A 25,582-nucleotide genomic window follows, 5' to 3' on the forward strand; every position below is an offset into this window, starting at 1 on the left:
CGATCGCATCGGTCGCAAAAAATGCTGGAAATATCAGCCAGATCGTGCGACACACCGGCCCAATTGGCGGATGGCCTCGTGCAAACCCCTCTACCGTGTGAGACGTGAGCAGCAGCGGCCTCATCTACGCAGTCATTGTCGGGGCCTGGGCCGCCTACTTGGTGCCGATGTGGCTCCGTAGGCAGGACGAGCTGAACGAGGCCCGTCCGACGGAACGCTTCAGCACCGCCATCCGGCTGCTTTCCGGACGGGCGGGCATGGAGCGCCGATACGCCAGGGACCTGCGGGCACGCTCCGCCCAGGAGGGGGAGCCGGGCAGTGATCCGGACGCCGTCACCGACTCGGTGGACGTCCGGGCCTTCGCCATGCCTCCGACCCGCCGTCAGGTCACCGCGGAGGCCGAACCCGAGACACCTCGTACCGCGGAACCAGCACGTGACGAGGGCGCCCCGCCGGCCCCCGCGTCCGGCCCCGAACCCGTGCACGCGTCCGGCCCCGCGCCCGCCCAGCGGCGTGAACCGAGCGCGCGGCGCGATCCCTCGGCCCAGGCCGCCGCGGCGCGCGCCCGACGCTCGAAGGTGCTCGCGCGCCGTCGGCGTACCACCGTGATGCTCTTCCTCGGCTTCACGCTCGGCGCGATCGTCGCCGCCGTCGGCGGGCTGGCCTTCCTCTGGGTGCCCGGCGTGCCGGCCGCGATGCTCAGCGGATACATCGCCTACCTGCGTACGCAGGAGCGGCGGCGCTTCGCCTACCAGATGGACCGCCGGCGGGCCGAGGTCGCCGCCCAGCGTCTGCGCGAACGCCAGCCGCGCCGGCGTGCCCCCCTCGACGAGGGCCTCGCCGCGGACGAGGCGGACGAGGGACGGGGCGTGGACTCCGAGACCGGCCTCTCCGCGCTCGCCGCCGACCGGCGTGCGCTCGTCGAGCAGACCGACCACGCCGAGTGGGTCGACCAGCAGCGGGAGCGGCAGCGGCGGCCCGGGCACGGGGACAGCTGGGATCCGGTCCCGGTGCCGTTGCCGACCTACGTGACCGCGCCCGTCGCTCCGCGCGCCACCTCCGATGTGGATCTCGGGGCACCGGACACCTGGAGCTCGGCGCGCTCCAGCGCGGTCGTGCCGGAGCAGGAGGCGGGGCACGCGCCGGAAGGCGAGGCGGGCGAGCCCGTACCGGCGTCCGAGGACAAGCCGGCGGACGGCCGCAGCGACGCACGCCGCGCGGCTTCCGCGCGCCGGGCACGCGAGCGGGGACGCACGCCCCTCTTCGATCAGTACGAAGAGGGCGAGCGTCCGCGCGCGGCCAACGAGTAGCACCGGATCGCAGGCTCCCCGGCGCGCGCCCGACAAGGCGCCGCCGGGGAGCCGCTTTTCGGCACGGACCCGCCGGCACCCGCCGCCACCTCCGGCACCCCCCGCCCCGGACCTGCTCGACAACCCCCGTCCTGACCAGTCACGGAGCGGATTTCCAAGCACCCCGATCGGGATGCTAAAGTTTCACTCGTTGCAAGGGCCTGTGGCGCAGTCCGGTAGCGCACCTCGTTCGCATCGAGGGGGCCAGGGGTTCAAATCCCCTCAGGTCCACGCACAACGAAGATCCCGCCGATCATCACGATCGGACGGGATCTTCGTCATTTCCGGGAGGAGCGGCGCGAGCGCCCCGCCGCATCGGGGCGCGGTCGCTCGCCGGATGGTGACAGGGATCACATCGCGTGCGCCATGCGGAGCGACGGCCCCCGCCGGCGCCGTCGGTGAGGGCCCGGACCGCCGTCCTCGCCGGGCTCCGGCTTAGAGCGGCTTGGCGAAGCAGCGGCTCTCCTCGTACTCGCGGTAGTAGCCGAACTTCGTGCACGGCGCGTAGCCGCTGGAGGTGTACAGGGCGATGGCCTCCGGCTGCTTGGTGCCCGTCTCCAGGACCATGCGGACCCGGCCGGCCGTGCGGGCGTCCTCCTCCAGGGCCGCGAGCATGAGCCGCGCCAGGCCCCGGCCGCGCATCGCGTCGACGACGTACATGCGCTTGAGCTCGGCGTCGCCGTCCTCGTTGCCCTCGCCGTTGCTGTCCTGGCGGCGCCAGCCGCCGGTGGCCACCGGGCGGTCGTGCTCGTCGTACGCGATCAGGTACACGCCCCGGGGCGGCTCGAAGTCGGCGGCGTCCAGCGCGGTGGCGTCGCCGCCGTCGCCGTAGCGCAGGTGGTACTCGGCCTGGACCTCGTCGTTGAGCTGCACGGCGTGAGGATGATCGAAACGAACACGGCGTATATTCATGCTGAGTATCGTACTTCTATGCAATCGGCGGAGGTCCCGGATTTTGCGGACCCCGACCAGTGTGCCGGTATCGTGCCCTGGTGCTGACTGTGACCTCGGTGAACGTTAACGGGCTGCGGGCCGCCGCGAAGAAGGGCTTCGTGGAGTGGCTCGCCGGGACGGACGCGGATGTCGTCTGCCTCCAGGAGGTGCGCGCCGAGCCGCACCAGCTGCCCGAGCAGGTCCGGCAGCCCGACGGCTGGCACGTCGTGCACGCCCCGGCCGCCGCCAAGGGCCGCGCGGGCGTCTCCCTCTATACGCGGCGCGAGCCCGACCGGGTCCGGGTCGGCTTCGGCTCGGCCGAGTTCGACGGCAGCGGGCGCTATGTCGAGGCCGAGCTGCCCGGCGTCGTCGTCGCCTCCCTCTATCTGCCCTCCGGCGAGGTCGGCACCGAGCGGCAGGACGAGAAGATCCGCTTCATGGACGCGTTCCTCGTCCATCTGAAGGAGCTGCGCGAGCGGGCCGCCGCCGACGGGCGCGAGGTCCTGGTCTGCGGCGACTGGAACATCGCCCACCAGCAGGCCGACCTCAAGAACTGGCGCGGCAACAGCAAGAACTCCGGCTTCCTGCCCGAGGAACGGGACTGGCTCGGCCAGGTCCTCGCCGCCGGCGACGGCGGGTACGTCGACGTCGTCCGCGCCCTGCACCCGGACGTCGAAGGCCCCTACACCTGGTGGTCGTACCGCGGACGGGCCTTCGATAACGATTCAGGATGGCGCATCGACTACCACGTGGCCACGTCCGGGCTCGCCGGCAAGGCGGTCAAGGGGTTCGTGGAGCGCGCGGCCACGCACGCCGAGCGGTGGTCGGACCACGCCCCGGTGACCGTCGTCTACGACGTCTGAGCCGACCGGGCGTCCCGCCCCCCTGCCTCACTCCGGCTTGCTGAGCCGGCGGTCGAGGGCCAGGGAGAGTTCCGCTTCCACGACGCTGCGGGCCAGCGGGCGCAGGCGTCGCAGGTCGTCCTCGGGGCCGTGGTGCAGGACCAGGTCGGCGAAGAGGTCGGCGAGGGCCTCGGCGTGCTCGCGGACGCGGGCGCCGGCCGCCATGACGGCGCCGAGCGGGATGCCCTCGCGGACCAGTTCGGAGGAGACGTCCAGCAGGCGCCGGCTGATGTGGACGATCTCGTCGCCGTCGGTGCCGAGGTAGCCCAGTTCCATGGCGGCGGCGAGGTTCTCCGGCGTGACCTCGCCCTCGAAGCGGGCGGCGAGTTCCTCGGGGGTGAGGCGGACCGGCTCCTCCTCGGTCGGGGTGCCGACGCCCAGCAGGTCGGCGACGTCCCGGCCGTGGTCGAACGCCTCGGCGAGTTCCGCGATGCCGTTCAGGGTGTGGCCGCGCTCCAGCAGGGCCGCGATGGTGCGCAGCCGGGCCAGGTGGTGGTCGTCGTACCAGGCGATACGGCCCTCGCGGCGGGGTGGCGGGAGCAGCTTGCGCTCGCGGTAGAAGCGCAGGGTGCGCACGGTGATGCCGGCCAGCCGGGCCAGCTCCTCCATGCGGTACTCGCGCGGGGTCCCGGGACGCGCCGGTCCCGGGCGCGTGCGCGGGTCGGCCGGCTCCGGGCGTGCCTCCGGGTGTTCTGCGTCCTCTGCCACGCCCGCAGCCTAAGGCGTACCGCCGGTAACTTTCCTTCCCGCGCCCCCTACCGCTCGGTACGGAGCTGTTCTACAGTCCCATTGCGCCAGTGTTCACTGGCAGAGTTCCTAGGTGAGGCGTGGAGGCTTCGGGATGGCCGAGCACGAGCATGTACGGGTGGCGGTGATCGGGTCCGGGTTCGGCGGCCTCGGTGCCGCCGTGCGGCTGCGCCGCGAAGGGATCACCGACTTCGTCGTCCTGGAGCGGGCCGACAGCGTCGGGGGTACGTGGCGGGACAACAGTTACCCGGGGTGCGCCTGCGACGTGCCCTCCCACCTCTACTCCTTCTCCTTCGCCCCCAACCCCGACTGGCCGCGCACCTTCTCCGGGCAGCGCCACATCCGCGCCTACCTGGAGCACGTCACCGACCTCTTCGGCCTGCGCCCGCATCTCCGCCTCGACTCCGAGGTCAAGCTGATGACCTGGGACAACGAGAACCTGCGGTGGAACATCGAGACCACGCGTGGCTCGCTCTCCGCGGACGTCGTCGTCTCCGCCACCGGCCCGCTGTCCGACCCGAAGGTCCCCGAGATCCCGGGGCTCGACTCGTTCCCGGGCAAGGTGTTCCACTCCGCCCGCTGGGACCACGACTACGATCTGCGCGGCAAGCGGGTCGCCATGGTCGGCACCGGCGCCTCAGCGATCCAGATCGTGCCGGCCATCCAGCCGCAGGTCGGCCGGCTCACCCTCTTCCAGCGCACCCCGCCGTGGGTGATGCCCCGCGTCGACCGCGCCATCAGCGGCGCCGAGCGGTGGCTGCACCGGAGGCTGCCGGTCACCGCCCAGGCCCGGCGCGGACTGCTGTGGGGCATCCGGGAGCTGCAGGTGCAGGCGTTCACCAAGCACCCGGACGAACTGGGCCTGGTCGAGCAGCTCGCCCGGCGCAACATGGCCCGCGCCGTCAAGGACCCCGCCCTGCGCGCCAAGCTGACCCCGGACTACCGCATCGGCTGCAAGCGGATCCTGCTGTCCAGCACGTACTACCCGGCGCTGGCCCGGCCCAATGTGGACGTCGTCGCCAGCGGGCTCCGCGAGATCCGCGGCTCGACGGTCGTCGCGGCCGACGGCACCGAGGCCGAGGTCGACGCGATCATCTTCGGTACGGGCTTCCACGTCACGGACATGCCCATCGCCGAGCGCGTGATCGGCGCGGACGGCAGCACGCTCGCCGAGTCCTGGAAGGACGGCATGCGGGGGCTGCGCGGCGCGACGGCGGCGGGGTTCCCGAACTGGATGACGATCATCGGGCCCAACACCGGCCTCGGGAACTCTTCCATGATCCTCATGATCGAGTCCCAGCTGAACTACATGGCCGACTATCTGCGCCAGCTCGACGTCCTGGGCGGGCGCACCGCCCTGGATCCCCGGCCCAGCGCCGTGGAGGACTGGAACGAGCAGGTCCAGGAGCGTATGCGGCGGACCGTGTGGAGCACCGGCGGCTGCACCAGCTGGTACCTGGACGCGAACGGCCGCAACACCACCGTCTGGCCCGGTACGACGACCGAGTTCCGGCGCGCGACCCGGCGGGTGGACCTGGCGGAGTACGAGGTCGTCCGCAGGCCGGTGGTGGAGCGGGCCGTGCCGGGCGGCACGGGCGAGTCCGCCGCGGCCGGACGGCGGAGCGGGGCGAGCGCGTGAGCCCTCGTACCTCCGGCCCGCGCGGCGCCGCCGTCGCCTCCGGCCCGCGCGGCGCCGTCACCTCGGGCCCGTACGCCCCGCCCGTCCCCGCCCGCACGCTCACCGTCGCCTCCGCCGACGGCGCGCGGCTGCATGTCGAGGTGCACGGCCCCGAGGACGCGCCCCCGGTCGTCCTCTCCCACGGCTGGACCTGCTCGACGGCCTTCTGGGCGGCCCAGATACGGGACCTGGCGGCCGATCACCGGGTGATCGCCTACGACCAGAGGGGGCACGGGCGCAGCCCCGCCAGCCCCGCGTGCACGCCCGGCGCACTGGCGGACGACCTGGAGGCGGTGCTCGCGGCGACGCTCGCGCGCGAGGAGAGGGCGCTGATCGCCGGCCACTCCATGGGCGGTATGACGATCATGGCCGCGGCCGGGCGCCCCCGGTTCCGGGAGCACGCCGGCGCCGTCCTGCTGTGCAGCACGGGCAGTTCGCGGCTGGTCGCGGAGGCGCGCGTGGTGCCGCTGCGGGCCGGGCGCGTGCGCACCTGGATCACCGGGCGCGTCCTCGGATCGCGCGCGCCCCTCGGGCCGGTCACGCCGGTCGCGCGGAGCGTCCTCAAGTACGCCACCATGGGCGCCGGTTCCGCCCCGCACCGGGTGGAGGCGTGCGCGCGGATCGTGCACGCCTGTCCGCGCGCCGTACGGCACGCGTGGAGCGCGGTGCTCGCGGCGCTCGATCTCGACCACGGCGTACGGGAGTTGTACGCGCCCACCGCGGTGGTGCAGGGCGCGTCCGACCGGCTCACGCCCCCGGTGCACGCCCGGGCGCTGGCCGACGCGTTGCCGCGGTGCGTCGGGCTCACCGAGCTGCCCGGCATCGGCCACATGACCCCGATCGAGGCTCCCGAGCTGGTGACCGGCCGGATCCGGGAACTCGTCACCACATACGTCACGGGCGCGGGGCCCGGGGACGCGCACGCGGACGGGTCCACCCCGGCGCAGATCAAGGAGGGCGCATGAGCAGGGTCAGCCTCGAAGGACAGGTCGCGGTCGTCACGGGGGCGGCGCGCGGCGTCGGTGAGCTGCTGGCGCGCAAGCTGTCCGCGCGCGGGGCGAAGGTCGCGCTGGTCGGCCTGGAGGAGGAGGCGCTCAAGGAGGTCTCCGGAAGGCTGCACAGCGACAGCGCCCACTGGTACGCCGATGTCACCGACCACGAGGCGATGAGCCGGGTCGCGCGGGAGGTGAAGGAGCGGTTCGGGAAGGTCGATATCGTGGTCGCCAACGCCGGTGTGGCGACGGGCGGTCCGTTCGCCGACTCCGATCCGCTGGCGTGGCGGCGCGTGATCGAGGTGAACCTGATCGGTTCGGCGGTGACGGCGCGCGCGTTCCTGCCGGTGCTGGTCGAGAGCCGCGGATATCTGCTGCAGATCGCCTCGCTCGCCGCGATGACGCCGGCGCCGATGATGACGGCGTACTGCGCGTCCAAGTCGGGCGTGGAGGCGTACGCGCACAGCCTGCGTGCCGAGGTCGGCTACCAGGGTGTGGGTGTCGGCGTCGGGTATCTGTCCTGGACCGACACGGACATGGTGCGCGGCGCCGACCAGGACGACGTCATGCGGGAGTTGCGGCAGCGGCTGCCGTGGCCGTCGAACAAGACGTATCCGCTGGGGCCCGCGGTGGACCGGATCGTGGCCGGGATCGAGCGGCGCTCGCCGCACGTGTACGGGCAGTGGTGGCTGCGCGGCATGCAGGGGGTGCGCGGATATCTGCCGGCGCTCATCGGCACGGTCGGGCAGCGCGAGATGCGGCGGTTCGCGCCCCGGTTGCAGGGCATGCGCTCCGGGCTCGTCGGTGCGGGCGGGGAGGCCGACGAGACCGCGCGCGCTACGCACCGTAACTGATCGACATGCAGCCCGTGTTCGCCCGTGTGAATCTGGTCGAGGCCCCACCGAGGGCCGACCCCCACCTCCACTACGGGAGTGAACCCACATGGGTATGAAGGACAAGGCGAACCAGATGCAGGACCAGGCCAAGGAGAAGATGGGCCAGGCCCGCGAGAAGGCCGGCCAGCGCGGCCAGCAGGGCCAGCAGGGGCAGGGCCACGAGGGCCACCAGGGCCAGCAGAGCCGTCAGGGCGGGCAGGGCGGGCAGGGCCGGCCGCAGTCCGAGCGCGGCGGCCAGAACCACCGCGACATCGAGGACTCGAAGCAGCAGGTGGAAGACCGGTTCGACCGCGACTACGACGCGTAGCCGCTGCGTTCGGCCGGCGGCCGGATCGATGTCGGGGCGTCCTTCTTCGCGAAGGGCGCCCCGCGTCGCGTCCCCGGAGCGGCACCCCGGCCCGACGCCCGGCCCGCCGGCGGGCCGGGGTGTGTCACGTCTCGCCCGTCGCCCTCGGGGGGAGCTTGGGCCGTGCCCGGTTGGGCACCTCGCTGTAGTCCGGCGGGGTCGCGGCGGGTGTGGACCGCAGCAGGTCGAGGGCCAGCTGGATCGCGTCGTCCATCTGCGCGTGGCGGCCCTCCGCCCAGTCCAGGGGGGTGCGCAGGATCTCCAGGTCGGGGGCGACGCCGTGGTTCTCGACGGACCAGCCGTAGGCGTCGAACCAGGCCGCGTTCATCGGGACGGTGATGACCGTGCCGTCGCCCAGGCGGTGCCTGCCGGTCATGCCGACCACGCCGCCCCAGGTGCGCGAGCCGACGACCGGCCCGAGGTTCAGCAGCTTGAACGCGGCGGTGATCATGTCGCCGTCCGACGAGGTCGCCTCGTCGGCCAGCGCCACCACCGGCCCCCGGGGGGCGTTGGAGGTGTACGACACCGGTTGCGCGTCCCGGGTCAGGTCCCAGCCCAGGATGGTACGGGTCAGCTTCTCGATGACGAGTTCGCTGATGTGGCCGCCCGCGTTGCCGCGCACGTCCACGATCAGCGCGGGCCGGGACACCTCCATGCGCAGGTCGCGGTTGAACTGGGCCCAGCCGGAGCCGCCCATGTCGGGGATGTGCAGATAGCCGCACTTGCCGCCGCTCAACTCCCGTACGACCTCGCGGCGTTTGGCCACCCAGTCCTGGTAGCGCAGCGGCCGTTCGTCGAAGAGCGGGACGACGGCGACCCGGCGGGGGCGCGCTGCGGAGCCCTCCGCCGGGGTGAACGTCAGCTCCACGGTCGTCCCGCCCGAGCCGGCGAGCAGCGGATAGGGGCCGGTGACCGGGTCGACCGGGCGGCCGTCGACATGGGTGAGGACGGCGCCCTCGCGGATGCCCGTGCCGGCCAGCGGCGAGCGTGCCTTGGAGTCGGAGGAGTCGCCGGGCAGGATGCGCTTGACCACCCAGTGGCCGTCGCGGCGGACCAGGTTGGCGCCGAGGAGGCCCTGGCGGCGCTGGTAGTGGGGCGGGCCCTCGTTGCGGCGGGCGGCGGTGACATAGGCGTGGGAGGTGCCGAGTTCGCCGAGGACCTCGCGGAGCAGGTCGGCGAAGTCGTCGGGGGACGCGACCCGTTCGACCAGCGGGCGGTACTGGTCGAGCACCGCGTCCCAGTCGCTGCCGCACATGCCCGGGTCCCAGAAGTAGGCGCGGATCAGGCGGCCCGCCTCGTCGAACGCCTGGCGCCACTCGGCGGGCGGGTCGACCTCGTGCAGGATGCGGCGCAGATCGATCCAGACGGTGGTGTCGCCGTCGCCGGGCTCGGTCGACGGCACCGCCCGCAGGTCGCCCTCGTCCACGACGACGAGCCGGGTGCCGTCGCCGCTCACCGCGAACCAGTCCAGGTGGTCGACCAGCTCGGACTTCTTCGCCTTGGTGATGTTGAAGTACTCCAGTGTCGGCCGGCCGCTGACGTCGGCCGGGTTGACGAAGGTCTCGCCGAGCGCGCCGGAGATCGGCCAGCGCATCCAGACCAGGCCGCCGCCCGCGACCGGGTGCAGCGCGGAGTACTTGGAGGCGATGACCGGGAACGGTGTGACCCGGCTGGCCAGCCCCTCCACCTCGACCATCACCGTGCCGGCCTCGCCGCTGTCCTCGTCCTCCAGCGGATCGAGCCCGCCGGCGGCCGGGCGGCCCTCCGGGCTGAGGGCGAAGGGGGAGGGGGTCGCCGAGGAGAGCGGGACGAGGTACGGGCGGCAGCCGAGCGGGAAGGACAGGTCGCCGGTGTGCACGTCGTAGACCGGGTCGAAGCCGCGCCAGGAGAGGAAGGCGAGATAGCGGCCGTCGCGGGTGAAGACCGGGTTCTCGTCCTCGAAGCGGCCGTTCGTCACGTCCACGATCAGCCGGTCCTGGATACGGGCCAGCTTGATCTGGCGCAGGGAGCGGCCGATGCCGGGGTGCGACCAGGTGAGCCAGGAGCCGTCGGGGGAGAAGGCGAGGTCGCGGACGGGGCCGTTGACGGACCGGATCAGCTCGGTCACCGTGCCGGGCGCGTCGACGACGGCGGGCTCCTCGGCGGCGGCGGCGTCGTCACCGGCGCCGGCGCCGGTGTCCCCGGCGTTCCCCGTGTCCCCGGCCGCCGCCGCCCCCTCCTCCGGCACGTCGATCAGCAGCAGCCGCCCGTCGTGCGAGGCGACGGCGAGGCGTTCGCCGGACGGGTCGCAGGCCAGCTCCAGGACCCGCCCCAGCTCACCGGAGGCCAGCCGGAAGGGGGCGCGGTCGCCGCTGGCCCGGGGGAGCTGGGCGATCTCGACGGCGTCGGCGCCCCCGGCGTCGGTGACGTAGGCGACCTGGCCGGTGGAGCCCAGCATCTCCGGCAGCCGCACCCGGACTCCCGGCGTGTCGGTGATCGTACGGGCGGGGCCGTCGCGGTGGGTGAGCCAGTACAGGCTGCCGCGGACGACGACCGCGCTGGCCCGGCCGGTCTCGTCCACGGAGATGCCGTCGACGTTCTGCGCGGCCGGCACCTGGTAGGGGCGGCGTCCGGTGCACGGGCCGCCGAGCCGGATCTCCAGCCGGCGCGGTTCGCCGCGCGGGGAGAAGTCGTCCACCAGCCACAGGTCGCCCGCGCACTGGTAGACGACCCTGCTGCCGTCGCTGGAGGCGTGCCGGGCGTAGAAGGCGTCGTGGTCGGTGTGGCGGCGCAGGTCGGTGCCGTCGTAGGCGCAGGAGTAGAGGTTGCCGACGCCCTCGTGGTCGGAGAGGAAGGCGATGCGGCCGGCGACGAACATGGGGCAGGCCAGGTGGCCGTCGATGTCCGGGAGCAGGCGCTGCCCGTGCAGCCACAGACGGCCCATGGCGCCGCCCCGGTAGCGCTTCCAGGAGGCCGGTTCGTGCGGCGGGGTGCCGGTGAGGAGCAGGGTCTTGCGCTCCCCGTCGAGGTCGGCGACCTGGATGTCGGTGACCGGGCCCCAGGGCAGCCGGCCGCCCGGGTCGCCGTCGGTGGGCACCTTGTAGGCCCAGGTGAAGTAGGAGAAGGGCTGGCTGTGCGAGGCCACCGCGAGGATGTCGCCGTCCGGGGTCCAGCCGCAGACCTGGGTGTCGGTGCTGCCCCAGTACGTCAGCTGGCGGGCGGGGCCGCCGTCGACGTCGACGAGATAGATCTCGGGGACGAGGCTGCGCCAGCTCGTGAACGCGATCCGGCGGCCGTCGGGCGAGAAGCGCGGGTGCCCCTCCTTCGTGCGGTCCGCCGTGAGCCGCCAGGCGCGGCCAGGGGTGTCCAGAGGGGACAGCCAGAGATCGTCCTCGGCCACGAAGCACAGCAGATCGTCGCTGAGGTGAGGAAGACGCAGATAGCTCACCTCCCCATGCTTTTCCGCTCAAACGGTGCCAGCAACTTATGGGGCTTTCACCTTCGTGACCCAACACACGTACGAAACGGTTTCGTTTCGCACAGGGTGGGGGTATCTTCAGGGGAGTACGAAGAAGAATCCGGAGCGGGAAGGTGACGGGCATGGCGGAAGCCGTCGCGACGACACGTCGCAGCCGGATCACGCCCGAGCGCGAGGCCGAGCTGTACGAGGCCGTGCTCGACCTGCTCCGGGAGGTCGGCTACGACGCCCTCACCATGGACGCCGTCGCCGCCCGCACCCGGTCCAGCAAGGCCACGCTCTACCGCCAGTGGGGCGGCAAGGCCGAACTGGTCGTCAAGGCCCTGCGGCACAGCAAGCCCGGCCACGGCGAGGACATCGACACCGGCTCGCTCCGCGGCGACCTGCACGCCCTCGTGGCGATGGAGGACGACTGCGCCATGGAGCGGAACTCCGCGCTGATGCGGGGCGTCGCCATGGCGATGCACCACAACGACGATCTGCGCAAGGCGTTCCGGGAGCAGATGATCGACCCCGAGATGGGCGGCTTCCACCAGATCATCCGGCGGGCGATCGACCGGGGCGAGGTCCGCCCGGACTGTCCCGCGATCGACTTCCTGCTGCACATGATGGTCGGCGGCTTCGCCACCCGCGCCCTGCTGGACGACCAGCCGCCCACCCAGGCCTTCCTCACCTCGTACATCGACGCCGTGGTCCTCCCCGCCCTCGGCGCACCCACCAGCTGACACCTCTCCCCGACAAGCCCATCTTCTGACGTCACCGCTCACGTCGTCGGGCTGATCACCCCTGCCCTGATGAACCCCACGACCTGACCGGGAGTACGCCTCCGTGGCCACGTTCCTCTACAAGCTCGGCCGCCTCGCCTTCCGGCGACGGCACTTCGTCGCCCTCATATGGGTCGCGCTGCTCACCCTCGCCGGGGTGGGCGCCGCCTCCGCGCCGACCGCCGGCAACACGTCCTTCTCCATCCCGGGCACCGAAGCGCAGAAGGCCTTCGACCTGCTGGAACAGCGCTTCCCCGGCATGAGCGCCGACGGCGCGACCGCCCGGGTCGTCTTCAAGGCGCCCGTCGGCGAGAAGATGACCGACGCGACCAACAAGGCCGCCGTCGAGAAGACCGTCAAGGAGCTGCGCGGCGGCTCCGAGGTCGCCTCCGTCGCCGACCCCTACACCGGGCACGCCGTCAGCAAGAACGGCTCCGTCGCCTACGCCTCGGTGAAGTACAAGGTCTCCGGCATGGAGCTGGAGGACTCCTCCCGGGACGCCCTGAAGGGGGCCGCGCAGGACGCGCGGGACGCCGGGCTGACCGTCGAGGTCGGCGGTGACGCGCTCAGCGCGACGCCCGAGACCGGCTCCAGCGAGGTCATCGGCATCGCGATCGCCGCCGTCGTCCTCGTCATCACCTTCGGCTCGCTGCTCGCGGCCGGGTTCCCGCTGCTGACCGCGATCATCGGCGTCGGCATCGGCGTCTCCACGATCACCGCGCTCGCCAGCGCCCTGGACCTGGGCACCACCACCTCCACCCTGGCCTCGATGATCGGCCTCGCCGTCGGCATCGACTACGCCCTCTTCATCGTCTCCCGCTACCGCTCCGAACTGGCCGAGGGCCGCGAGCGCGAGGAGGCGGCCGGCCGCGCCGTCGGCACGGCGGGTTCCGCGGTGGTCTTCGCCGGTCTCACCGTCGTCATCGCCCTGGTCGGCCTGTCCGTGGTCAACATCCCGATGCTGACCAAGATGGGCGTCGCCGCCGCGGGCACGGTCGCCATCGCGGTCCTCATCGCCCTCACCCTGATCCCGGCGCTGCTCGGCTACGCGGGCCGCAAGATCAAGCCGACCGGCGAGAAGAGCAAGCTGCTCGGCGGCGGCCGGGCCAAGAGCGCCGCGAAGCAGGGCCGTCCGAACATGGGCACCCGCTGGGCGAGCTTCGTCGTACGGCGCCCGGTCGCCGTCCTGCTGCTCGGTGTGATCGGCCTCGGCGCGGCGGCCATCCCGGCCGCCTCCCTCGAACTGGGCCTGCCCGACGACGGCTCCCAGCCGGTCTCCACCACCCAGCGCCGCGCCTACGACCTCCTCTCCGAGGGCTTCGGACCGGGCTTCAACGGCCCGCTGATGGTCGTGGTCGACGCCAAGGGCAGTGCCGACCCCAAGGCCGCCTTCACCAAGGTCGGCGACGACATCAAGGGCCTGAAGGACGTCGGCACGGTCACCCCGGCCGCGCCCAACAAGGCCGGCGACACCGCGACGATCACCGTCGTCCCGAACTCCAAGCCGTCCTCGACCACCACCGAGGACCTGGTCCACGCGATCCGCGACAAGGGCGCGGACATCACCGCCGCGACCGATGCGAAGGTGCTGGTCACCGGCTCCACGGCGATGAACATCGACGTCTCGCAGAAGCTGAACGACGCGCTGCTGCCGTACCTCGCCCTGGTGGTCGGCCTGGCCTTCCTCCTGCTGATCGTGGTCTTCCGCTCGATCCTCGTCCCGCTGAAGGCGGCCCTCGGCTTCCTGCTCAGCGTGATGGCGGCTCTCGGCGCCGTCGTGGCGGTCTTCCAGTGGGGCTGGCTGTCGGGACTGATGAACGTCGAGGAGACCGGCCCCGTCATGTCGATGATGCCGATCTTCATGGTGGGCGTCGTCTTCGGCCTCGCGATGGACTACGAGGTGTTCCTCGTGACCCGGATGCGGGAGGCGTACGTCCACGGCGAGAAGCCCAACCAGGCGGTGGTGACGGGCTTCAAGCACGGCGCACGGGTCGTGACCGCCGCCGCCGTCATCATGATCGCTGTCTTCTCCGGATTCATCGGCTCCAGCGAGGCGATGGTCAAGATGATCGGCTTCGGCCTCGCGATCGCCGTCTTCTTCGACGCGTTCATCGTCCGCATGGCCATCGTCCCGGCGGTGCTCGCCCTGCTCGGCAAGCGCGCCTGGTGGCTGCCGAAGTGGCTGGACCGCGCGCTGCCCAACGTGGACGTCGAGGGCGAGGGCCTGCGCGAGCACGCCGCCGCGGACGGCACGGAGGGGGAGCGGGAGCTGGTACGCGTCTGACGCACCGCTTCTGACAGAGCGGCCGGTGAGGGTGCCCGTGGGGACGGGGCTGCACCCTCACCGGCTTTGTCTTGTCCGGGGCCTGTCCCGTGCTGTCCCGGCTCTTCGGTGCGTTGTACGGGTACGGCTGCGACGGGAGGTGGGACGTGAACCAGGGTGTGGACGAGGCTGGTTGGGACGTGGAGCCCGGCGACGAGATCGAACCGGTGGTGCAGGCGGTGGGGCGCCTGCTGAAGGTGTGCCGGGAGTCGGCGGGGATGCGGGTCGCGGACCTGGGCGAGGTCACGGGCTACGGCGAGGACATGATCCGCAAGATGGAGAGCGGAGCGCGGATTCCCCGACCGGAGTTCCTGGACCGGGCGGATCAGGTGCTGCGGGCGCAGGGGCACCTTCGCGCCTTCATGGAGGACATGAGGAAGGCCCGGTACCCGAAGAAGGTGCGGCGGCTGAAAGAGCTGGAGGACAAGGCCGTGGAGCTGTTGTTCTACAGCAACCACAACATCCATGGCCTGCTGCAGACGTCCGAGTACATGGCGGCGCTCTACGAGGTGCGACAGCCTCCGCTCACGAAGGACGTCATCGAGCGCGAGGTCGCCGGGCGCTTGGGGCGCCAGTTGGTCTTCGAGCGTGAACCGGCCCCCCTACTCAGCTTTGTCCAGGAGCAGGTCACGCTGGAGCGGCCGATCGGTGGGAAGATGGTGCTGCGTAGGCAGCTTGAACATCTTTTGCAGGTAAGCCAGTTGCGCAACGTCTCGATCCAGGTCATGCCTACTGAACGGGAAGAACACGCCGGGATGCATGGTCTGACCGAGTTGCTGAAATTCGTCGACGGCACCGCAATCGGCCGTTCCGAAGGCGCCTTCAACGGGCGGCCGGTTGAAAGCCCAAGGGATCTTCGGATCCTTGAGTTGCGCTATGGAATGATCCGAGCGCAGGCGCTCCCGCCAAGGGAGTCGCTGGCCTTCATCGAGCAAGCGCTGGGGAGATTATGAGTACGCCGGAACTCCGCTGGTTCAAGAGCAGTTACAGCAGCAGCAACGAGCCCGGCGACTGCGTCGAGGTCGCCACCACCCCCACCACCATCCACATCCGCGACTCGAAGACCCCCGAGACCGCCCGCCTGAGGGTGGCCCCCTCCGCCTGGACCCACTTCCTCACGCACACCGTCAAGTGAGCTGCTGACCTTCATCGAGCAAGCGCTGGGAGAACTATGAGCACCCCGGAACTCCGCTGGTTCAAGAGCAGCTACAGCGACAGCAGCAACGGCAACGACTGCGTCGAGGTCGCCACCACCTCCACCACCATCCACATCCGCGACTCGAAGACCCCTGACACCGGTCGCCTGAGGGTGGCCCCCTCCGCCTGGACGGAGTTCCTCGCACACGCCGTGCGGTGATCCGCAGGAGGGCGAAATCCCGTGAGCGCGGCTCGGGCCATGTCGTAGCGTGCCGTTCATGACGACGACAGCCGGCAGCGACGCCGATGAGTACGGGGCCCACCCCCGGTTCGCCGAAGCGCTGCGGGCGCTCGGGCTCGACGACGTCCTCGCGCGCACCCGGCGCTTCCCTGAGGCCACCCGGACCGCGGCCGAGGCCGCCGCCGCGATCGGCTGCGCGCTGAGCCAGATCTGCAAGTCCCTGATCTTCGCCGCCGACGGCGTACCGGTACTGGTCCTGATGGACGGCGCCTCCCGCGTGGACGTCGAGCGGGTGCGGGCGGAGCTGGGCGCCGGGAAGGTCACCCGGGCCGACGCCGGTCTGGTCCGCGAGGCCACCGGGTACGCCATCGGCGGCGTACCGCCCTTCGGGCACCGCACCCGCACACGGGTCCTCGCCGACCGCTCGCTGCTCGCGCACGACCTGGTGTGGGCCGCGGCCGGGACGCCGTACACCGTCTTCCCCGCGGAGCCGGAGGAACTCGTCGCCCTCGCGGGCGCGACGCTGGTGGACGTGCGCGAGCGGACGTCGTGACGCCGCTGGTCGCGGTGGCCGTCCTGTTCGCCGCCGTCACCCACGCGAGCTGGAACGCCATCGCGCACCGCATCACCGACAAGCTGGTCGGCTTCACCCTGATATCCGGCGGCGGGCTGCTGATCGGACTCGCCGCGACACCGTTCGTGGGGTTCCCCGCGGGGCCCGCCTGGCCGTATCTCCTCGCCTCGGCGGCCGTGCACATCGCCTACTACGCGCTGTTGATGACCTCGTTCCGGCTCGGCGACTTCGGGCAGGCCTACCCCATCGCCCGCGGCAGCGCCCCGCTCGTGGTCACCGTCCTCGCCGCCGTCTTCGCCCACGAGGTGCCCGGCGCCTGGGCCGGCGCCGGCATCGCCGTCTCCTGCCTCGGCCTGAGCGGCGTCAGCCTGTGGGGGCTGCGCGGCGGCCGGCCCGACTGGGCGGCGATCGGCGCGGCCCTGGCGACCGGCGTGACCATCGCCGTGTACACCGTCCTCGACGGCATCGGCGTGCGCGCCGCGGACACGTCCCTCGGGTACATCGCCTGGCTCATGGCCGTCCAGGGCGCCTTCGTCCCCGCGTACATGTGCGCACGCGCGCGGGGCGGCACGGTACGGCTGCTCCGGCCGTACGCCGCCCTCGGCCTGCTCGGCGCCGCCCTGTCCGTCGCCGCGTACGCCCTGGTCCTGTGGGCCCAGACCCGCGCCCCGCTCGCCCCGGTCGCCGCCCTGCGCGAATCGTCCATCATCGTCGGCGCGGCCATCGGCGCCCTGTTCTTCAAGGAACGCTTCGGGGCGCCCCGGATCGCTGCGGCGGGGCTGCTGGTCGTGGGGATCGGGTTGATGCTGCGCGCGGGGTAGTGCGCGGCGCGTGCCGCCGCTCCCGGTGCCGACATGACGCGCAGGGTGCTCTGGCGCACCCTGGAAGCAGCGATTTTGGAGGTGACCGTCATGATGCACACCACGGTCGGGTGGCACATCGAGATGGAGTTCATGGAGGACGATCAGCACACGCGCGCGGTGGCCCTGGTGCGCTTGCCCGACGGCAGCGAGGTACGGGCGCACGGCCGTGCCAGCAGGCACAGCATCGACACGCACCAGCCCCGGGTCGGCGAGGAGATCGCCGGCGCCCGCGCCCTCAACGAACTCGCCATGCAACTGCTGACCAAGGCCCACGAGGAGATCGACGCGGAGTCCGGGCGGATCTCGCATCCGATCCATGTGTGAGCCGCGCCCGGCGGGCGCCGCGGGCGCCCGCGCCTAGGCGAGCGCCGTGCGCACCGCTCGCACCAGCGCCTGCGCCCTCGGGTCCGCCGTCACGCTCTTCCGGAAGCCGTTGGTGACATAGCCGAACGCGACGCCCGTCTCCGGGTCGGCGAACGCGAGGGGGCCGCCGCGGCCGGGGTGGCCGAAGGAGCCGGGGGAGAGCAGCGGGGACGCGGCACCGTGCAGCATGTGGCCTAGGCCGAAGCGGGTGTTGACCACCAGCACCCGGTCAGGGCCGGCGGACTGCTCGACACGGGCGAGGCCGGCCGTCTCCGGGGTGAACAGGCGGATGCCGCCGTCCACCTCGCCGATGAGCGAGGCGTAGAAGCGGGCCAGTCCGTCGGCCGTGGCGATCCCGTTGGAGGCCGGCAGGGCGGCGGCGCGGTAAGCGGGGTCGTTCTCGTCGGGCAGCGGGGTGATCGCGGCGAACGCCCGCCGGGTGAGGGAGTCCGGGTCGGCGTAGGCCTCGGCCACCGCGCGCTTGGGGCGCGTCTTCAGACCGCCCGCGGCCTCGGGCTCGTCCGCCGGGCCGACCCGGCCCGCGCGCGTGCGCTCCGGCTCCGGCAGGCCGAGCCACAGGCCGGCGCCGACCGGCCCGGCCATCTCGTCGGCCAGCCACTGCCCGACCGGCCGGCCGGTGACGCGGCGCAGCAGTTCGCCGGTGAGCCAGCTGTAGGTCTGGGCGTGGTAGCCGTGGTCCGTTCCCGGCTCCCACACCGGCGCCTGGGCGGCGACGGCCGCGGCACCGAGCTCGGGGTCGGCGGCCTCGGCCGGGGTGAGCGGACGGTCCAGCACGGGCACGCCGGCGCGGTGCGCGAGCAGGTGCCGTACGCGCGTGTGCTCCTTGCCGGCCGCCTTGTACTGCGGCCAGTACGTGCCGACCGGGGCGTCCAGGTCCAGCTCGCCGCGCTGGTGCAGGAGCAGCAGCCCGGCGGCGACGACGCCCTTGGTGGCGGAGCGCACGATCTGCGCGGTCCCGGGCTCCCAGGGCGCCGTACCGTCGATGTCCCTGGTGCCGGCCCACAGGTCCACCACCCGGTGCCCGTCGCGGTAGACGGCGACGGCCGCGCCGCGCTCGCCGAGCCGCGCGAAGTTCGCGGCGAACGCCTCCCTGACCGGCTCGAAGCCCTCGGCCACTGTGCCGTGCACGTCCACGTCCGCCGTCCCTTCCGATCGCCTGAGACAGTGGGTGCAACAGTGGCCGTTCGCCTGCGATTCCTCGGCGGGGACGGGGCGGGCGTGAGGTGTCTCTCAGTGCCCCTGTGCGCGGGCCACCGAGCGCGGGTCGAAGCCGAACGGCAGCTCCAGCCGGTGCGCCCGCATCAGCGCGTCGTCGGAGAGCAGCTCGCCCGTCCCGCCGTCCGCCGCGATCACGCCCTCGCTGAGGACGAGGGCGCGCGGGCACAGTTCGAGGGCGTAGGGCAGGTCGTGCGTGACCATGAGGACCGTGACGTCCAGGGAGCGCAGGATGTCGGCGAGTTCCCGGCGGGAGGCCGGGTCCAGGTTGGAGGAGGGCTCGTCCAGGACGAGGATCTCCGGTTCCATGGCGAGCACGGTGGCCACCGCCACGCGGCGGCGCTGCCCGAAGGACAGGTGGTGCGGCGGCCGGCCGGCGAAGTCCTGCATCCCGACCCGCTCCAGAGCGGTGCGCACCCGCTCCTCCAGCGCGGCGCCCTTGATCCCGGCGGCGGCCGGCCCGAACGCCACGTCCTCCCGCACGGTCGGCATGAAGAGCTGGTCGTCCGGGTCCTGGAAGACGATGCCGACCTTCTGCCGGATCGCGGCCATGTGCTCCTTGCCGACCGGCAGCCCGGCCACGGTCACCGTGCCGGTGCCGCCGCTCAGGATGCCGTTGAGGTGCAGCACCAGGGTCGTCTTGCCGGCGCCGTTGGGGCCGAGCAGGGCGACCCGTTCGCCGCGCGCGACCGAGAAGTCCACGCCGAACAGGGCCTGGTGCCCGTCGGGGTAGGCGAAGGCGAGGCCGGAGACCTCCAGCGAAGGCGTAGCAGTACTCACAGCACCCGTCCCAGTAGTCACAGCGCCCATCCCAGCAGACAGACGACGAGGGCGGCGCAGGGCAGCGTGAGGGCGTGCCGCCACTGCGCGCCGGAGGCGGTCGACTCGTCGATGACCGGCATCGCGCCGGCGTACCCCCGGCTCACCATGGCCAGGTGCACGCGCTCGCCGCGCTCGTAGGAGCGGATGAACAGCGCACCGGCGGACTTGGCGAGCACGCCCCAGTGCCGCACGCCCCTCGCCTCGAAGCCGCGCGACTCCCGGGCGATCCGCATCCGCCGCATCTCGTCGGTGATGACATCGCCGTAGCGGATCATGAAGGACGCGATCTGCACGAGCAGCGGCGGCAGCTTCAGCCGCTGCAGCCCGAGCAGCAGCTCGCGCAGCTCGGTGGTGGCGGCGAGCAGGACGGAGGCGGCGACGCCGAGGGTGCCCTTGGCCAGCACGTTCCAGGCGCCCCACAGCCCGTTCTCGCTGAGCGAGAGCCCCAGCACGTGCACCCGCTCGCCCTCCGCCACGAACGGCATGAGCACCGCGAACGCGACGAAGGGCACCTCGATCAGCAGCCGTGCGAGCAGGAAACCGGCGGGCACCCGCGCGTGGAACGCGACGGCGGCGAGCAGCACGGCGTACACCGCGAACGCCCACATCGCCTCGCGCGGGGTCGACACCACGACCACCACGAACAGGAACGTGGCGGCGAGCTTGGTGTGCGGCGGCAGGGTGTGCACGGGCGAGTGCCCGTGCCGGTAGAGCCGGTGTGCGTGCCCCGCGCCCACCTCAGAGGCCGGTGTTCACGGGGGAGACGTCCTGGCCGCGCCGCCTGCGCAGCGCCCAGAACACCGCGCTGCCCGCGACGACGGTGACGCCGACGCCGATCACGCCCGCGAGGCCGCCGGACAGCCGGGCGTCGGAGACGTCCTTGACGCCGTAGTCGGCGAGCGGGGAGTCGGCCGAGGCGTGCTTCTCGGCCTTTCTGTCGATCCCCTTGTCGTGCGCGACCTTCTCCAGGCCGTCGGGGCTGGCGGAGGCGTAGAAGCTGACGAAGCCGGCGAGGACGAGGGAGGTGACGAGGCCCGTCACCCAGAGCGTGCGCCGCGAGGTGCGCGCCGGGACGGGCACCCCGAGGGGCGCCGTGGACGCCGGCGCGTCCACCAGTGCGCCGTCCACGCGCAACTGGAGCCGCTGCCGCAGGCCGCGCGCGCCGTGCACCAGATCCGGACGTACGGCGACGACGGCACCGACCGTGAGCGCCGTGATGACCGCCTCGCCGATGCCGATCAGCACATGCACGCCGATCATGGCGGTCGCGACCTTGCCGAGGGAGACGTCGGTGGTGCCGCCGATCGCGTAGATCAGCGTGAAGGCGACCGCGGCGGCCGGCACGGACACCAGCGCGGCGACGAAGGAGGCCACGGTCACCGAGCGCCGCTTGCGGGGCAGCACGGCGAGCAGGCCGCGGAAGAGGGCGTACGACACGACCGTCGTGACGATGGCCATGTCGGTGATGTTCACGCCGAGCGCCGTCAGGCCGCCGTCGGCGAACAGCACGCCCTGCATGAGCAGCACGACCGATACGCAGAGCACGGCCGTGTACGGGCCGACGAGTATGGCGGCGAGCGCCCCGCCCAGCAGATGCCCGCTGGTCCCGGCGGCGACCGGGAAGTTCAGCATCTGCACGGCGAAGATGAACGCCGCCACCAGGCCGGCCAGCGGCGCGGTGCGCTCGTCGAGCTCGCGGCGGGCGCCGCGCAGGCTCACCGCGATGGCGCCGGCGGCGACCACTCCGGTGACCGCGGAGGTCGGGGCGTCGATGAATCCGTCAGGTACGTGCACCGTTCGATTTTAGGGGCCTCTTGCAAAGCATGTGCAAGAACCAGGCGCTGGTTGTTCCGGCTCGCGCGACCGGAGCGAGATCGGAGCGAGATCGAGGACTTCCCCGGGCGGGAACGGGAAAATGTGCGACATTGGATGGAAAGCGGATGCACAGCTTTCATATAGGTCACACAGCGTGAGAGGGCGATCCGATGTCTGTAGTCGAACAGTACGCGCGCGCCCACATCGTCACGGACGAGGAGGACCCGGGGGCCGTACCGGTGGTGCTGCGGTACGACCCCGACAGTGATCCGCGCTCGGTACGGGTCGGTCTGCCGGGCCCGCACGAATGGACCTTCGCCCGCGCGCTGCTCGAAGAGGGACTGCGGGCACCGGCCGAGAGCGGCGCGGTCCGGGTGTGGCCCTGCGGGCGCGTCCAGGCCGTCGTCGAATTCCATTCCGACAACGGTGTCGAGGTCGTGCAGTTCGATTCGAAGGCGCTGGTCAGGTTTCTGCGCCGGACGTACACCGCCGAGCCCGTGACGAGCTGAGGCGCCGGGGTCAGCCGCCCTTCTTGAGCAGCGTGGCCACGATCGGTCCGGCCGTGTCGCCGCCGTGCCCGCCCGCCTGGACGACGCCCGCGGCGGCGAGGTCGCCCCGGTAGGCGGTGAACCAGCCGTTCGGCTTCTTCTGCCCGTCGACCTCCGCCGAGCCGGTCTTGGCGCCGTAGTCCGGGCCGAGGCCCGCCATGGCCTCGGCGGCCGTGCCGTACCCGGCCGTGTACCGCATCAGCTCGCGCAGCTGGGACAGCGTCTTGGCGGACATGGTGCGCCGGGCGGTCGCCAGCGTGCGGTGGTCCACGGAGGGCGCCACCAGGTAGGGCTGGTGGAAGGTGCCCGTGCGCACGGTGGCCGCGACCGAGGCCATGTTCAGCGGGTTCATGCGCACCCCGCCCTGCCCGATCAGCGAGGCCGCCATCTGGGCGGCGGACTGCACCGGCACGGACCCGTCGAAGGTGGGCACACCGATCGCCCAGTTGTTCATCGACAGCCCGAAGACCTGCTGGGCCTGCTTGGTCAGGTCGTCGTTCTTCAGCTTCTTCGCCTGGCTGATGAAGGCGGTGTTGCAGGACCGGGCGAAGCTCGCCTTGAACGTGCCGCCCTTGATCTCGAAGTCGTCGTCGTTGTGGAACTTCCAGCCGCCGAAGGTGACCGTCTTCGGGCAGGGGTGCGCCTTGTCCGCCGAGGCCAGGCCCTTGTCGAGCAGCAGCGACGACGTGATGACCTTCATCGTGGAGCCGGGCGCCAGGGAGCCCTGGAAGGCCGTGTTGAAGCCGTGCCCGCTGTTGGCGACCGCGAGGATCTCACCGGTCGAGGGGCGCAGGGCGACCACCGAGGCCCGGGTGCGCTTGGACACCTGCTGCTCGGCCGCCGCCTGCAGCGCGGGGCTGAGCGTCGTCCTCACCGTGCCCGGGGAGCCCTTGCTCAGCTCCAGCAGCGTCTTGTCGGACAGCTTGGCGGCCTTGGACTCCTTGCCGCGCACCACGCGCAGCTCGATGCCCGCCGTGCCGCCCGCCGTCTTGCCGTACTTCTCGCGCAGCCCGTCCAGCACCGTGCCCAGGGACGGGTACGCGGCGGCCGTCAGCTCGCCGCCGTCGCGGTCCAGCGCCTTGACGGGCGGGGTGCCGGACGCGCCGGTCACCAGCGTGTCGCCGTCCTTCAGGTCCGGATGGACCACGGCCGCGTGCCAGTCGACCAGCGGCTCGCCGTCGCTCGCGCGGCGGACGACGGTGAGCGAACTGCGGTACGTCAGCGGCTTGCTGATGTGCTGGTAGGTCACGGTCGCCTTCACGGAGAAGGGCACCTCGGCGCCCTTCGCCGCCCCCGGGGTGAGCGTGACGTCCTTCAGGCGGGCGCTCTTGGCATAGCCGGCGAGCAGCTTGCCGGCGGCGGACGGGTCGTCGGTGCCGGCCGCGGCCTCGGCGGTCCGGCCCCGCTGCCAGGCGGTCAGGAAGCGGGTGGAGGCCGTGCGGACCTCGGCCGTGTCGAGCGGGCCGGTCCTGACGGACTTGCGGCCCGACGCGGCCGACCCCTCGTCGGCCGCGGCCCCGCCGTCGTAGAGCGCGTAGACGCCGAACCCGGCGCCGCCGACCACGACGGCGATCATCCCGCCGAGCACGGCGGGTCGGGTCTTGCGCCGCTCGGCGACGCGCCTTCTCTTGCCCACAGCCTCAGTTCCTCCACGCCTTTCCCCAGGGTCCCCGCAGCCCTCACATTCCCCAACGAGGGCCTTCACCTTAAAGTCCCCGTCTCCACGGGTGATGTCAGCCCGCGTTCCGTAGCACGCTTGCGACAATCGGACCGGCCGCGTCGATGCCGTGCCCGCCGTCCTGCACCATGGCCGCCGCGGCCACGTCGTTGCGGTAACCCGTGAACCAGCTGTCCGACTTCGCCTCTCCGTCGACCTCCGCCGAGCCGGTCTTCGCGCCGATGTCCCCCCTCATCCCGGCCATCACGCCCGCCGCCGTGCCGCCGCGCGCGGTGCGGTTCATCATCGCGCGCAACTGCCGGACCGTGGCCGGCGACAGGCCGCGCGCGCGTGCCGGTTCACGGGCGTCCAGCCGCAGCGGGACGATCACCGGCTGGCGGAAGGCGCCGGTCATGGCCGTCGCCGTGACGGACGCCATGTTCAGCGGGCTCATCTGGACCTGGCCCTGGCCGATCAGGCCGGCCGCGGTGTCCGGGCCGCCGGCGGCGGGGACCCTGCCGTCGAAGGACGGCACGCCGACCTGCCAGTTGTTCCGCCCGAGCCCGAACCGGTCCTGGGCCTCCTTGGTGAGGGAGTCGACCTTCACCTCGTCGGCGAACTTCACGAACGCCGTGTTGCAGGAGCGGGCGAAGCTGTCGGCGAGCGTGGCGTGCTCGTCGGGCTGAAGGCCCGTGAGGTTCTGGAAGGTCTGGCTCTGCCAGACGGCCGAGGGCGGGCAGGGCGCCGGTCCGTTCGCCGTGGTCAGCCCGTTGTCGATGAGGGTCGCCGCGCTGATGATCTTCATGGTGGAGCCGGGGGCGCGTTCGCCGAGGAGGGCGGCGTCGAAGCCGTCCGTGCGGTTGTTGGCGACGGCCAGGATCTCGCCGGTGCTCGGCTTGACGGCCGTGACGGAGGACTCGGGGTACTTCATGACGGCCGTCTCGGCCGCCGCCTGCGCGCTCGCGCTGAGCGTCGTCGGCAGTTTGCCCGGCCTGCCCTTGGCCAGGGTGAGCAGCGGGGTGTCCGCCGCCTGGCCGCCGTCGGCCGCGGCCTGATGGCGGATCACCAGTTCCACGCCGGGCCGGCCGCCGGTCTTGCCGCCGTACCGTCTTCGCAGCTCGTCCAGGACGGGACCGAGGGACGGGTACTTCTCCCGGGTCAGCACCTTCCCGTCGCGGTCCACCGCCTCGATCTCCGGTGCGGCCGACTCGCCGGTGGTGAGCGTGTCCCCCTTGCGCAGGCGCGGATGGACGAGCGAGGGCCGCCAGTCGACCAGCGCGCGGTGCGAGGTCTCGCCGCGTACGACGGTCAGGGTGCTCCGGTAGGAGAGCGGCCGGGAGGCTCCGTGGTACGACACCGTCGCCTCGACCGAGAAGGGCACCGTGTCGCCGGTCGGCCTGCCCGGGGTCACGCGCACCTTGCCGATGTGCGCCGCGCCGCCGTAGGCCGTCAGCAACTCCTGCGCCGCCTCCGGGAAGTTCGTGTACGACGCGGCGGTCGCCGCGTCGCCCTTCTCCCAGGCGGCGAAGAACGCGCCGGTCGCCTCCGTCACCTCGGAGCCGCTCGGCGGCCCCGACTTCACGGCCGCCGCCCCGCCCGTGCCGCCGTCCCCGCTCAGCGCGGACGCGACGTTGTAGACCCCGTATCCGGCACCGCCCAGCAGCGTGACGCACACGCCGCCGATGACGGCCGCCTTGACCCCGTTGCGCATGGCGCGATCCCCTCCCGTTCAACCTGTTGAACATGTTCAAAACAGGTGCCGGGCGAACTGTAAGCGGTTGCGTGGTGCACGGGTAACCGGAATTGCCGATTGGTGTCCGAACGGAGACGTCCCGAGTGGCTCCTCTGTCCCCGATGTTCTAGGTTGAAGAAGAACCCTCCCCTTTGCTTCCTGTTTGCCCCGCTTTTGCCCGTCGGGCCCAGCGGTCTTCACGGAGTG

The 25,582-nt window shown here is 72.2% G+C and carries 24 protein-coding genes and 1 tRNA gene; 16 read left to right on the forward strand and 9 right to left on the reverse strand.

Going from position 1 to position 25,582, the window contains the following annotated elements:
- Positions 1-104 precede the first annotated feature (104 nt).
- Positions 105-1,310, forward strand: coding sequence for a gephyrin-like molybdotransferase receptor GlpR (gene glpR, locus ACF073_RS16895; RefSeq protein ID WP_392070601.1), 1,206 nt, complete (start codon positions 105-107; stop codon positions 1,308-1,310).
- Between the two features lie 196 nt (positions 1,311-1,506).
- A tRNA-Ala gene (locus ACF073_RS16900) sits at positions 1,507-1,580 on the forward strand.
- Positions 1,581-1,784: 204 nt separating this feature from the next.
- Here the strand turns inward: ACF073_RS16900 and ACF073_RS16905 are convergent.
- On the reverse strand, positions 1,785-2,261 hold the full coding sequence (locus tag ACF073_RS16905) for a GNAT family N-acetyltransferase (RefSeq protein ID WP_392070603.1): 477 nt from the start codon (positions 2,259-2,261) through the stop codon (positions 1,785-1,787).
- Between the two features lie 80 nt (positions 2,262-2,341).
- On the opposite strand from ACF073_RS16905, the gene ACF073_RS16910 reads away from it, so the two are divergent.
- Complete coding sequence (locus ACF073_RS16910) at positions 2,342-3,145, forward strand: exodeoxyribonuclease III (RefSeq protein WP_392070605.1); 804 nt, start codon at positions 2,342-2,344, stop codon at positions 3,143-3,145.
- A gap of 27 nt (positions 3,146-3,172) precedes the next feature.
- Here the strand turns inward: ACF073_RS16910 and ACF073_RS16915 are convergent, their stop codons facing one another.
- A complete protein-coding gene (locus ACF073_RS16915; RefSeq protein ID WP_392070978.1) occupies positions 3,173-3,793 on the reverse strand; it encodes a MerR family transcriptional regulator in 621 nt (206 codons plus the stop codon).
- Positions 3,794-4,025: 232 nt separating this feature from the next.
- Between ACF073_RS16915 and ACF073_RS16920 the strand changes: the two genes are divergently transcribed.
- From ACF073_RS16920 to ACF073_RS16935, 4 genes are all read left to right on the forward strand, one after another.
- Positions 4,026-5,570 carry a flavin-containing monooxygenase gene (locus tag ACF073_RS16920; protein WP_392070607.1) on the forward strand — a complete coding sequence of 515 codons (1,545 nt, stop codon included), beginning with the start codon at positions 4,026-4,028 and terminating at the stop codon, positions 5,568-5,570.
- On the forward strand, positions 5,567-6,574 hold the full coding sequence (locus tag ACF073_RS16925) for an alpha/beta fold hydrolase (RefSeq protein WP_392070609.1): 1,008 nt from the start codon (positions 5,567-5,569) through the stop codon (positions 6,572-6,574). The genes ACF073_RS16920 and ACF073_RS16925 overlap by 4 nt, the downstream gene beginning before the upstream one ends.
- Positions 6,571-7,455, forward strand: coding sequence for an SDR family oxidoreductase (locus ACF073_RS16930; RefSeq protein WP_392070611.1), 885 nt, complete (start codon positions 6,571-6,573; stop codon positions 7,453-7,455). Before ACF073_RS16925 ends, ACF073_RS16930 begins: the two co-directional genes overlap by 4 nt.
- An 88-nt stretch (positions 7,456-7,543) precedes the next feature.
- The gene (locus ACF073_RS16935; protein ID WP_392070613.1) at positions 7,544-7,804 is read left to right on the forward strand and encodes a hypothetical protein; all 261 of its coding nucleotides are present in this window, start codon (positions 7,544-7,546) and stop codon (positions 7,802-7,804) included.
- A 124-nt stretch (positions 7,805-7,928) separates the two neighbouring features.
- Here the strand turns inward: ACF073_RS16935 and ACF073_RS16940 are convergent, their stop codons facing one another.
- Entirely contained in the window at positions 7,929-11,270 is a 3,342-nt protein-coding gene (locus tag ACF073_RS16940; RefSeq protein WP_392070615.1) for a S41 family peptidase, read from the reverse strand.
- Between the two features lie 152 nt (positions 11,271-11,422).
- Here ACF073_RS16940 and ACF073_RS16945 point away from each other — a divergent pair, with 152 nt between their 5' ends.
- From ACF073_RS16945 to ACF073_RS16980, 8 genes are all read left to right on the forward strand, one after another.
- Positions 11,423-12,025, forward strand: coding sequence for a TetR/AcrR family transcriptional regulator (locus ACF073_RS16945; RefSeq protein ID WP_392070617.1), 603 nt, complete (start codon positions 11,423-11,425; stop codon positions 12,023-12,025).
- Positions 12,026-12,128: 103 nt separating this feature from the next.
- Positions 12,129-14,348 (forward strand): MMPL family transporter, encoded by a 2,220-nt coding sequence (locus ACF073_RS16950; RefSeq protein WP_392070619.1) that lies wholly within the window; start codon positions 12,129-12,131, stop codon positions 14,346-14,348.
- Between the two features lie 146 nt (positions 14,349-14,494).
- The gene (locus ACF073_RS16955) at positions 14,495-15,340 is read left to right on the forward strand and encodes a helix-turn-helix domain-containing protein (RefSeq protein WP_392070621.1); all 846 of its coding nucleotides are present in this window, start codon (positions 14,495-14,497) and stop codon (positions 15,338-15,340) included.
- Positions 15,337-15,522: a DUF397 domain-containing protein gene (locus tag ACF073_RS16960; RefSeq protein ID WP_392070623.1), complete on the forward strand. Its 186-nt coding sequence runs from the start codon at positions 15,337-15,339 to the stop codon at positions 15,520-15,522. Before ACF073_RS16955 ends, ACF073_RS16960 begins: the two co-directional genes overlap by 4 nt.
- A gap of 36 nt (positions 15,523-15,558) precedes the next feature.
- Positions 15,559-15,744: a DUF397 domain-containing protein gene (locus tag ACF073_RS16965; protein ID WP_392070624.1), complete on the forward strand. Its 186-nt coding sequence runs from the start codon at positions 15,559-15,561 to the stop codon at positions 15,742-15,744.
- A gap of 58 nt (positions 15,745-15,802) precedes the next feature.
- Positions 15,803-16,318, forward strand: a complete 516-nt coding sequence (locus ACF073_RS16970) for a YbaK/EbsC family protein (RefSeq protein ID WP_392070626.1) — start codon at positions 15,803-15,805, stop codon at positions 16,316-16,318.
- A complete protein-coding gene (locus tag ACF073_RS16975) occupies positions 16,315-17,160 on the forward strand; it encodes an EamA family transporter (RefSeq protein WP_392070628.1) in 846 nt (281 codons plus the stop codon). The genes ACF073_RS16970 and ACF073_RS16975 overlap by 4 nt, the downstream gene beginning before the upstream one ends.
- Positions 17,161-17,250: 90 nt before the next feature.
- Positions 17,251-17,526 carry a DUF1876 domain-containing protein gene (locus tag ACF073_RS16980; protein ID WP_392070980.1) on the forward strand — a complete coding sequence of 92 codons (276 nt, stop codon included), beginning with the start codon at positions 17,251-17,253 and terminating at the stop codon, positions 17,524-17,526.
- A 33-nt stretch (positions 17,527-17,559) separates the two neighbouring features.
- On the opposite strand, the gene ACF073_RS16985 is transcribed toward ACF073_RS16980, so the two are convergent.
- The 4 genes from ACF073_RS16985 to ACF073_RS17000 all read right to left on the reverse strand — a co-directional run bounded on the left by ACF073_RS16985 (position 17,560) and on the right by ACF073_RS17000 (position 21,417).
- Positions 17,560-18,720, reverse strand: a complete 1,161-nt coding sequence (locus ACF073_RS16985; RefSeq protein ID WP_392070630.1) for a serine hydrolase domain-containing protein — start codon at positions 18,718-18,720, stop codon at positions 17,560-17,562.
- A gap of 96 nt (positions 18,721-18,816) precedes the next feature.
- Positions 18,817-19,611, reverse strand: coding sequence for an energy-coupling factor ABC transporter ATP-binding protein (locus ACF073_RS16990; protein WP_392070631.1), 795 nt, complete (start codon positions 19,609-19,611; stop codon positions 18,817-18,819).
- Positions 19,599-20,360 (reverse strand): cobalt ECF transporter T component CbiQ, encoded by a 762-nt coding sequence (gene cbiQ / locus ACF073_RS16995; RefSeq protein WP_392070633.1) that lies wholly within the window; start codon positions 20,358-20,360, stop codon positions 19,599-19,601. The genes ACF073_RS16990 and cbiQ overlap by 13 nt, the downstream gene beginning before the upstream one ends.
- Position 20,361: 1 nt before the next feature.
- The gene (locus ACF073_RS17000; protein ID WP_392070635.1) at positions 20,362-21,417 is read right to left on the reverse strand and encodes an energy-coupling factor ABC transporter permease; all 1,056 of its coding nucleotides are present in this window, start codon (positions 21,415-21,417) and stop codon (positions 20,362-20,364) included.
- A gap of 191 nt (positions 21,418-21,608) precedes the next feature.
- Between ACF073_RS17000 and ACF073_RS17005 the strand changes: the two genes are divergently transcribed.
- Positions 21,609-21,947 (forward strand): SsgA family sporulation/cell division regulator, encoded by a 339-nt coding sequence (locus ACF073_RS17005; RefSeq protein WP_392070637.1) that lies wholly within the window; start codon positions 21,609-21,611, stop codon positions 21,945-21,947.
- A 10-nt stretch (positions 21,948-21,957) separates the two neighbouring features.
- Here the strand turns inward: ACF073_RS17005 and ACF073_RS17010 are convergent, their stop codons facing one another.
- Entirely contained in the window at positions 21,958-23,622 is a 1,665-nt protein-coding gene (locus tag ACF073_RS17010) for a penicillin-binding transpeptidase domain-containing protein (protein ID WP_392070639.1), read from the reverse strand.
- Between the two features lie 97 nt (positions 23,623-23,719).
- The gene (locus ACF073_RS17015; protein WP_392070641.1) at positions 23,720-25,354 is read right to left on the reverse strand and encodes a penicillin-binding transpeptidase domain-containing protein; all 1,635 of its coding nucleotides are present in this window, start codon (positions 25,352-25,354) and stop codon (positions 23,720-23,722) included.
- Positions 25,355-25,582: the final 228 nt, after the last annotated feature.

Source organism: Streptomyces sp. NPDC015171 (assembly GCF_043079545.1).
Classification (GTDB): domain Bacteria; phylum Actinomycetota; class Actinomycetes; order Streptomycetales; family Streptomycetaceae; genus Streptomyces.

Bases quoted from the DNA above. Each gene is read 5' to 3' on its own strand.
- ACF073_RS16945 (WP_392070617.1), top strand. From the start codon at position 11,423: ATGGCGGAAGCCGTCGCGACGACACGTCGCAGCCGGATCACGCCCGAG.
- ACF073_RS16935 (WP_392070613.1), top strand. From the start codon at position 7,544: ATGGGTATGAAGGACAAGGCGAACCAGATGCAGGACCAGGCCAAGGAG.
- ACF073_RS17005 (WP_392070637.1), top strand. From the start codon at position 21,609: ATGTCTGTAGTCGAACAGTACGCGCGCGCCCACATCGTCACGGACGAG.
- ACF073_RS16980 (WP_392070980.1), top strand. From the start codon at position 17,251: ATGATGCACACCACGGTCGGGTGGCACATCGAGATGGAGTTCATGGAG.
- ACF073_RS16920 (WP_392070607.1), top strand. From the start codon at position 4,026: ATGGCCGAGCACGAGCATGTACGGGTGGCGGTGATCGGGTCCGGGTTC.
- ACF073_RS17015 (WP_392070641.1), bottom strand. From the start codon at position 25,354: ATGCGCAACGGGGTCAAGGCGGCCGTCATCGGCGGCGTGTGCGTCACG.
- ACF073_RS16990 (WP_392070631.1), bottom strand. From the start codon at position 19,611: ATGGGCGCTGTGACTACTGGGACGGGTGCTGTGAGTACTGCTACGCCT.
- ACF073_RS16915 (WP_392070978.1), bottom strand. From the start codon at position 3,793: ATGGAGGAGCTGGCCCGGCTGGCCGGCATCACCGTGCGCACCCTGCGC.
- ACF073_RS16960 (WP_392070623.1), top strand. From the start codon at position 15,337: ATGAGTACGCCGGAACTCCGCTGGTTCAAGAGCAGTTACAGCAGCAGC.
- ACF073_RS16965 (WP_392070624.1), top strand. From the start codon at position 15,559: ATGAGCACCCCGGAACTCCGCTGGTTCAAGAGCAGCTACAGCGACAGC.
- ACF073_RS16930 (WP_392070611.1), top strand. From the start codon at position 6,571: ATGAGCAGGGTCAGCCTCGAAGGACAGGTCGCGGTCGTCACGGGGGCG.
- ACF073_RS16970 (WP_392070626.1), top strand. From the start codon at position 15,803: ATGACGACGACAGCCGGCAGCGACGCCGATGAGTACGGGGCCCACCCC.
- ACF073_RS16905 (WP_392070603.1), bottom strand. From the start codon at position 2,261: ATGAATATACGCCGTGTTCGTTTCGATCATCCTCACGCCGTGCAGCTC.